Annotated in this window: 9 protein-coding genes; 3 read left to right on the top strand and 6 right to left on the bottom strand. The window is 64.3% G+C overall.

From position 1 onward, the window contains the following. Positions 1 to 929: NAD(P)/FAD-dependent oxidoreductase (locus tag DDQ50_RS16535; protein WP_116757898.1), on the bottom strand; the 929-nt coding region annotated here is incomplete at its 3' end. Positions 930 to 943: 14 nt separating this feature from the next. After that, entirely contained in the window at positions 944 to 1681 is a 738-nt protein-coding gene (locus DDQ50_RS16530; protein ID WP_116757897.1) for an aquaporin, read from the bottom strand. A 48-nt stretch (positions 1682 to 1729) separates the two neighbouring features. Here DDQ50_RS16530 and DDQ50_RS16525 point away from each other — a divergent pair, with 48 nt between their 5' ends. Beyond that, positions 1730 to 2452 carry an arsenate reductase/protein-tyrosine-phosphatase family protein gene (locus DDQ50_RS16525; RefSeq protein WP_116757896.1) on the top strand — a complete coding sequence of 241 codons (723 nt, stop codon included), beginning with the start codon at positions 1730 to 1732 and terminating at the stop codon, positions 2450 to 2452. Here DDQ50_RS16525 and DDQ50_RS16520 read toward each other — a convergent pair. Then, the gene (locus tag DDQ50_RS16520; RefSeq protein ID WP_116757895.1) at positions 2449 to 2934 is read right to left on the bottom strand and encodes a hypothetical protein; all 486 of its coding nucleotides are present in this window, start codon (positions 2932 to 2934) and stop codon (positions 2449 to 2451) included. The genes DDQ50_RS16525 and DDQ50_RS16520 overlap by 4 nt on opposite strands. 117 nt (positions 2935 to 3051) lie before the next feature. Between DDQ50_RS16520 and DDQ50_RS16515 the strand changes: the two genes are divergently transcribed. Further along, a complete protein-coding gene (locus tag DDQ50_RS16515) occupies positions 3052 to 3366 on the top strand; it encodes a PadR family transcriptional regulator (RefSeq protein WP_116757894.1) in 315 nt (104 codons plus the stop codon). Further along, a complete protein-coding gene (locus tag DDQ50_RS16510; protein ID WP_116757893.1) occupies positions 3363 to 3977 on the top strand; it encodes a hypothetical protein in 615 nt (204 codons plus the stop codon). The genes DDQ50_RS16515 and DDQ50_RS16510 overlap by 4 nt, the downstream gene beginning before the upstream one ends. Before the next feature lie 453 nt (positions 3978 to 4430). Here the strand turns inward: DDQ50_RS16510 and DDQ50_RS16500 are convergent, their stop codons facing one another. Genes DDQ50_RS16500 through DDQ50_RS16490 form a run of 3 tightly spaced genes read right to left on the bottom strand, consistent with a single transcriptional unit; the run spans position 4431 to position 7023 of the window. Then, positions 4431 to 4931, bottom strand: coding sequence for an asparaginase domain-containing protein (locus DDQ50_RS16500; protein WP_205663693.1), 501 nt, complete (start codon positions 4929 to 4931; stop codon positions 4431 to 4433). Continuing rightward, the gene (locus DDQ50_RS16495; protein WP_205663691.1) at positions 4928 to 6094 is read right to left on the bottom strand and encodes a threonine synthase; all 1167 of its coding nucleotides are present in this window, start codon (positions 6092 to 6094) and stop codon (positions 4928 to 4930) included. Before DDQ50_RS16495 ends, DDQ50_RS16500 begins: the two co-directional genes overlap by 4 nt. Continuing rightward, a complete protein-coding gene (locus DDQ50_RS16490; protein WP_205663690.1) occupies positions 6091 to 7023 on the bottom strand; it encodes an ornithine cyclodeaminase family protein in 933 nt (310 codons plus the stop codon). The genes DDQ50_RS16495 and DDQ50_RS16490 overlap by 4 nt, the downstream gene beginning before the upstream one ends. Positions 7024 to 7029 lie beyond the last annotated feature (6 nt).

Here is a 7029-nt window from a genome sequence, read left to right as displayed (position 1 = left end):
TTGTGCGCGGTGGTACCCAACGGGAGGTAGGTGACACCCATCAGGCGGTGGTGGGTCACGACCCCGTCGCCTGCTGACCAGACGTGGGGCAGCCCGGTGCGCATGGCCTCATCGACCACGACGGCGCCGCCAGCGCCCAGGGTGGCGCCGGCACGCTCGAGCAGGTCGGTGTTGGGGCGCACCCCGACAACAACCAGAACCAGATCGGCGGTCCTGCTGATCTGTTCGCCGTGTTGGTGACCATGCACCACCAAGCCCTCGGCGTGTTTCTCGACCTCCACGATGGTGGTGCCGGCGAGGACTTCAACGTGGTGGTCGGTGAGTTCTCGGTGAACCAGGGCGCCGAGTTCGGGATCGAGGGTGGAGAGAACCTCGGGTCCGCGCTGGATCTGGGTGACCTGCAGGCCGCGCACGGTGAGCGCCTCGGCCATCTCGAGTCCGACGTAGCCGGCGCCGACGATGATGGCGGTCTTCGGGTCGCGGTCTTCGAGGTGTCGGTCGAGAGCGAAGGTGTCACCCATCGAGTGGATGACATGCACGCCATCGTCAGGCCCCAACGTTCCGAGACCCGCGATCCCCGCGAAGGAAGGCAGGGCGCCGGTGCCGACCACGAGCTCGTCGTAGCTGATCTGCTCCTCAACGCCGTTTTCCGCTCGGACGGTCAAGCTCTGCCCGGCGACGTCGATGCCGGTGGCGAAGGTATTGAGTCGCAACTGCATCCCCGTGGCCTCAAGATCCGCGTGGGTGCGGTGGGCGAGGGATTGCCACGGCTGGACTTCTCGGGAGAAGTAGTAGGGGATCCCGCAGATCGAGAAGTTCGGGTACGCGTCGGCGACGACGACGGTCACCTCAACGGACGGGTCGAGTTCGCGGGCGCGGAGCGCGGCAGAGATGCCGGCGTCGCTGCCGCCGATGGCGACGAGATGCATGGGTGATGGCCCTTTCAGGAGGTGGAACTGATGGAAGAAGGGATGACCGCTGCGCCGGCGGCACGGCCGACTAGGGGATAGAGCAGCACGATCAGGGCAGCGCCGACCGCGGCGCCCACGAGCTGCGCGCCGATATAGGGAAGAACCGAGGTGGGGGCGATGCCGGCGAATGTGTCAGAGAAGACGCGACCAATCGTGACGGCAGGGTTCGCGAACGAGGTGGAGCTGGTGAACCAGTAGGCCGCGCCGATGTAGGCGCCAACCGCCGGTGCCGCCCATGCGCCCCGATCGCTCCGCGCCAACGCGAAGATCAGGAAGATCAGTCCCGCGGTTGCGACAACCTCACCGAGCAGGTGACCGGTTGTGACCCGGTCTGTCGTCGCGATCGCTGCCGGAACCTCGAACATCGCATTGGCGAGAACAGCGCCACCGATCGCCCCGACGATCTGAACTACAACGAAACCCGCAAGCTCGACCGGTCGGAGACCGGCGCCGTGTCGCCGACCAAGTACCCAATCAACGGCGGACACCACCGGATTGAAGTGAGCGCCAGATATCGGCCCAAGCGCGAGAATCAGCACTGTCAACCCGATAGCGGTGGTCGTCGAGTTCTCCAGCAGCTGCAGTCCGGTGTCCGCAGGCGACAGGTTTTGGGCGGCAATGCCGGAGCCGACGACGACCGTGACAAGCAGGCCGGTCCCGAGAAACTCGGAGGCCAGTTGGCGCAGCAGCGGAGAACGGTGAGAAGTCATGGCTGGCCCATCTTGACCGCTGGCGTTCACTCAGTCAAGATTGAGTCAATGAACAAAGAGCGAAATTCCCTCGAGGTGCGGGCTGCGAAGCACGCCGCCCTCGCCGACCCGGCACGGCTTCGCATCGTGGACCTACTCACCCTCGGCGACCTCTCACCCCGCGAACTGCAAGACCGGCTCGGCATGCCCTCGAACCTGGTCTCTCACCACCTCGGAGTGCTCGAGCGAGAAGGAATCATCAGCCGTCACCGCTCGGAAGCGGACAAGCGGCGCAGCTACGTTCGACTCGAACCCGTCGGCCTGGAAGGGCTAGGACCGTCAGCGGGAGCAGCTGCCCGACGGGTGCTATTCGTCTGTACCGCCAACTCCGCCCGATCTCAGATCGCCGCCGAGCTATGGCGGCGAACAAGCAGCATCCCCGCCGTCTCGGCAGGCACCCGTCCCGCCGAAAAAATCGCCTCAGGCGCGATTGCAACCGCTAAACGGCACGGAATCGAGCTCCCCGATCTCGCACCACAGTCTCTCGGCGATATTGCCGACGACACCGACCTCGTTATCACCGTCTGTGACTCCGCTCACGAAGAACTCGGCACCGGCGCACTGCACTGGTCGATCCCAGATCCCGTTCCGGCAGGAACCGACGCAGCCTTCGATGCGGCGTTCGACGAAATCGCGCGCCGCATTCACGGCCTCACAGAACGAGTCAGCGCTACGGATTGGATTCGGACGCCTTCACCCAGAGGCTTGCCCATGCAACCGATGTCTAGCTAGAGAGGGTCGGGCAGATAGCCGCCCAGACTGCGCCAGTGGCTTGCGAGTTCTGATTTTGGGGCCTGCGCGAGTTGGGCGTCGACTTCTTTCACGGCCTCCGAGATCGCGGCCTCGACACTGGTGTCAACCCGTGCGTTCAACTCGCGGGTTTGCTCGGTCCACCCCGGCAACAAGGCTTCCATCATGGGACCGTTCACTTCCTCGAGACGCGTGTGAGCTGAATCGGCGTCATGATGCGTCTTGATCATCTGGCCGACTCGCACGTACTCGCCGACAGTGCCTCCGTCGACGACCAAGCCGCTGCGCACGGGTAGGCCGAAGCGGACCGCGAGGCGCACGAGCGTCGCGTCAACTTTTAGCTCAGCTGGCTTCCAGTCGAAGGTCTCCAAATCAAGGTCGTTCTCCAAAGCAAATGATGCGCTGATCGAGCGAGGAAGATCGAGCCACCTCGCTTCTCCGGTGGGCATCAATAGATACAGCATTGGGATCACTCCATTCGTGTCACCTGCGGACAGGTCGCCGAGATCACTATGAGGGTCACCGCCGACACGCCGCACTAGATAGACCTATGTCGAAACCTACCTAGGTATGTTTTCGGTATGAAGCTCACGCCGAACCTCGTGGCCGTCGCTGCCGAACTTCTGACGGCACCGGAAAAGCGCCATTGGGGCTACGACCTGTCCAAGTCCACTGGCATCCGCTCCGGGGTTCTGTATCCGCTACTTGGTCGGTTGTACGACGAAGGCTGGCTCGACGACGGTTGGGAGGACCCCGTGGAGATAACGACAAAACGCCCGCCTCGTCGCTATTACACGATCAGTCAATACGGGCTCGAGCAGCTGGGAGCAGTCGCCGCGAAGGCTGCGCATGATCGCCGGTTCGTGGCGGTCCAGCTGAGGCCGGTGGCATTGTGACCGAGATTGTGGACCTCCTGTCAACCACGCCGCTGGCCGCGCTGATATCCATCGGGACCCTGGTGCTTGTTGTCTGGGGCATCGCCCCTGGCCTCGTTCTTCGGCTTGCTTCACTCTGTTTCGAAAAGGAAGACCCTAAGCGACGAGAAATGATCGCTGAGCTCTACGTGGTGCCCCGGTGGGACCAGCCATTGTGGGTCGCGCAGCAGGTGGAGCGTAGCTTGATGGACGGGCTCGGTGGCCGTGTGATTGACGCGGGTCGCGGTCGACTTTGGGATCGATGGGAGTACATGGACGGCATAGCGATGAACGCGATGGCTCCCGACACATTCGAGATTCCAGAACAGCGCCACAAAGACCAAATCCGTGTCGGAGATCTAGTGAAGGTTGGCTTCGACAGCTTCCGTGAAGGCGGAGAGCGCATGTGGGTCGAGGTCACCAAGGTGAAGGGCGACCGATACTGGGGGACACTCGCCAATCAGCCCGCCGTCGTGTGGGGAGTGCACTACGGCTCAAGGCTGCGTTTTCGCGGCAAACACATCATCTCTCTGTACGAAGACGAACAGTTTGAGCGTGCCAACCTGGCGCCTGCCGCTGGTCTCAGCCGATAGGGCTGATCCTCGCGGGGGAGTGTGCAGCATCGAGATGAATGTGTCCTCGCGGGTGACGCGAGAATCCCAGCGGCGGAAGCGGAGACATCGATGGTTGTCACGAATCTGACATAATAGTTATTATCGGTCAAACGTTACACCTGATCAAAAGCCCGTTTGGATGATCGATTTAGCTTGCATGGCATGCGTAAGAGATCCTCTGAGCCCGCGTCGGGTTTTAGACGCGCGGCGCGATGGCTGGGTGATCGGCTCAGTGGGTGAGCGCCTTGGCGAACCTGAACGCCATGCGACCATGGGCGAACCCGCCGCCTACGCGAATGGCTGAGGCCACCCATGATGCTTCGGCGATCTCGCCCATGGTGGCGCCGGCGGCTACGGCCTTCGCAGTGGGCGCATCGAAGCCGACCCCGCCACGTTCGTGGGGTAGAACGACCCCGGACCTGGTCTTTGCCCTCAGTGCGATACCGGAACGAATCGTCCTGCGGAATGACTTTTGGCGACGGCATTGGCAGCGAAGACTGTCCCGTGCATGACGATGTACACCCCTGCCGGCAAGGTCCGCGCGGCGATGATTGCGGCGCCGAGGTTGAAAGCGGCATCACTGCCGATCATCGATGCTGGCCGCATGGCTCCCGTCAGAACAACGGTTCGGTCGGCAACGACTCCGCTCTCGAGTAAAGCAGCAGCGGTATCCGTCATCGTGTCCGTGCCGTGAGTGATGAGTAGCTTGGTCGCCTGTCGGCTACGCACGTGATTGACGATCGTCGCTCGATCAACATCGGTGAGGGTGAGGGAATCTTTGGAGAGGATGCTTTCGATCGAGATTTCGATTCCCGCCGCTGCCAGGAGTGCGGCGGCCGCTGGTGGGCCGATCTCGAGTTCCCCGCGAAGGCCGTAGACCTTGTCGATTGTGCCTCCCGTGGCGAGGAGGAGGATTTCTTCGGCGTCGATCACGAACGGCCCTCATCGAAGATCGTGGTCATGCGGTCGGCCGATTTCAGTCCGGATCCGGTGAGGATCACCACCGTGGTCTGATCGGGCGATATCTCGCCGGCTGCAAGGAAGCGGTCCAGTGCGGCTGCCGCGACCGCGCTGGTGGGTTCCGCGTAGAGTCCGCGAGCAGTCAGGGAACGCACGGACGCCCGGATCTCGTCGTCCGAGACCGACACGGCCGCACCGCCGGAGCGGCGGACAGCGGCGACGGCCTCGGGAAGCCGAATGGGGCGAGCAATCGATGCACCCTCCGCGATCGTCGGGACGCGCTCACCGCGAGATGCGGGGTCGATGCCGTTAATCGCGTCGGAGATGGTGCCCCAGTGCTCCGGCTGGCCAACCAGCAGACGCGGCAGCCGCTGGATCTGGCCTGCATCGAGTAATTCCCGGAACGCCAGGTCGCAGCCAAGGATGTTGCTCCCGGCGCCCGCGACGAGCACGACGTTGTCCGGTGCCCGGAATCCGAGCTGCTCCCAGATCTCGTAGGCGATCGTCTTGACGCCCTGCAGGAAGAAGGGATGCCAGTTGTGGCTCGCGTACGGGATCGTCTCCGACTGGCGGATCGCCTCGTCGGAGACCTCGTCACGGGTTCCGGCGACGAGTTCGATCTCAGCCCCGAAGGAGCGGGCCTGCATGATCTTCGCGGGCGAGGTGGCTTCGGGAACGATGATCTTCGCCGCTACCCCTGCCGCGGCGGCGTAGCAGGCGACCGCGGATCCGCCGTTGCCGGAGCTGTCCTCGAGGACGTGCGTGGCACCCTGGCTGCGCAGGTGCGACATCATCACGGAGACGCCCCGGTCCTTGAAACTCGATGTGGGATTGAACCATTCAAGTTTGAATCGGACGTCGCCTGCGCCCCAAGGGACGTCGATCAGGGGAGTGAAGCCCTCTCCGAGGCTGATGCGGTACGACCGCTCGACGGGCAGGGCGCGAGCGTATCGCCACAGGGAGCGCTCGCTCGCGTCGATGTCGGTCGGCGTCAGACCCCGGATCGGAGTGAGTGCCAGCGGTGCGCCGTCGTCGCCCCGCCAGCGCCGGTCGGTGAGCGGATGCAGCGCGCCCGAGCGCTCGACGAGCGCGACGTCGGCGAATGGATCGGGTCCCATCGTGTCGGCGTAGGTCATGTACGGGTCCTCTCGTTGTCGGCACGACTGATCAGGGCGTCAGCCAAGGTGAGGTCCTGAAGCGCGAATCCCGAGCTGTCGAACACGGTTATCTCCTCGTCGCCTGTTCGCCCTACCCCGACGCCGTTCAACACGTCGCCGAGCGTCGTGATCGCCACGCCGTGCGGTGCGTGCTGGAACTCGCCGATGCTGCGGGATTGGTCGATGACATCGCAGAAGAGCCGCGCAGACGCGTACAAGCCGGAAGGCAGTTCCTGCTTCCCGGGTCCGTCGGCTCCCATCGCCGACACGTGCGTACCGGGGCGAATCCACTCTGCGTCGAACAACGGTTCCCTCGCGGTGGTGACCGTCGCGATGATGTCCGCCTCCCCGCACGCCTCTTCCACCCCCGCGGCTCGCGCCCGCACGCCGGTCTCGACGTGCACCCGCGCGGCCAGGGCCTCCGCCGCTGCTCGGTTGCGGCCGGCGATGAGGATCTCGTCGATCGGTCGAACGCGGGCGACGGCACGCGCCTCGTACCGGGCCTGGTTGCCGGTGCCGAGGACCGCGAGGATCCGGGCATCCCGGCGGGCAAGGATCTCGACGGCGACCGCGTCCGCTGCTGCCGTGCGATACGCGTTGCCGGCGCCGGCTTCGACGACAGCGGCCACGCGTCCGGTGGATTCATCGAGCAGGATGACCGTCGAGCTGTGCCGAGGTAAACCCGCAGCCGCATTATTCGGCCAGAAACTGCCGATCTTCGCGCCTGAAAGACCGGATGCGGAGCCCGACTTGATCGTGAAGCGGTTCTGCGTGCCGGCCACGAATCCGACCACGACGGGGAAAGGCGTCGAGCCACCCACCGAGGTCAATGCCAGCCGCGCTGCCTCGAGCGCCAACTCCTCCGAGACCAGACTCGCCGACCGCTCTTCGGTCATGACGATCACCACGATGCC

This window comes from Amnibacterium flavum, from assembly GCF_003097495.1.
Taxonomy (GTDB): domain Bacteria; phylum Actinomycetota; class Actinomycetes; order Actinomycetales; family Microbacteriaceae; genus Naasia; species Naasia flava.
Note: the sequence above shows the minus strand (reverse complement) of the source record. Positions and strands in the feature narration are given on the sequence as shown.

Excerpts from the sequence above, each read along its gene's own strand:
- DDQ50_RS16530 (WP_116757897.1), bottom strand. The coding sequence starts at position 1,681 with ATGACTTCTCACCGTTCTCCGCTGCTGCGCCAACTGGCCTCCGAGTTT.
- DDQ50_RS16525 (WP_116757896.1), top strand. The coding sequence starts at position 1,730 with ATGAACAAAGAGCGAAATTCCCTCGAGGTGCGGGCTGCGAAGCACGCC.
- DDQ50_RS16520 (WP_116757895.1), bottom strand. The coding sequence starts at position 2,934 with ATGCTGTATCTATTGATGCCCACCGGAGAAGCGAGGTGGCTCGATCTT.
- DDQ50_RS16515 (WP_116757894.1), top strand. The coding sequence starts at position 3,052 with ATGAAGCTCACGCCGAACCTCGTGGCCGTCGCTGCCGAACTTCTGACG.
- DDQ50_RS16495 (WP_205663691.1), bottom strand. The coding sequence starts at position 6,094 with ATGACCTACGCCGACACGATGGGACCCGATCCATTCGCCGACGTCGCG.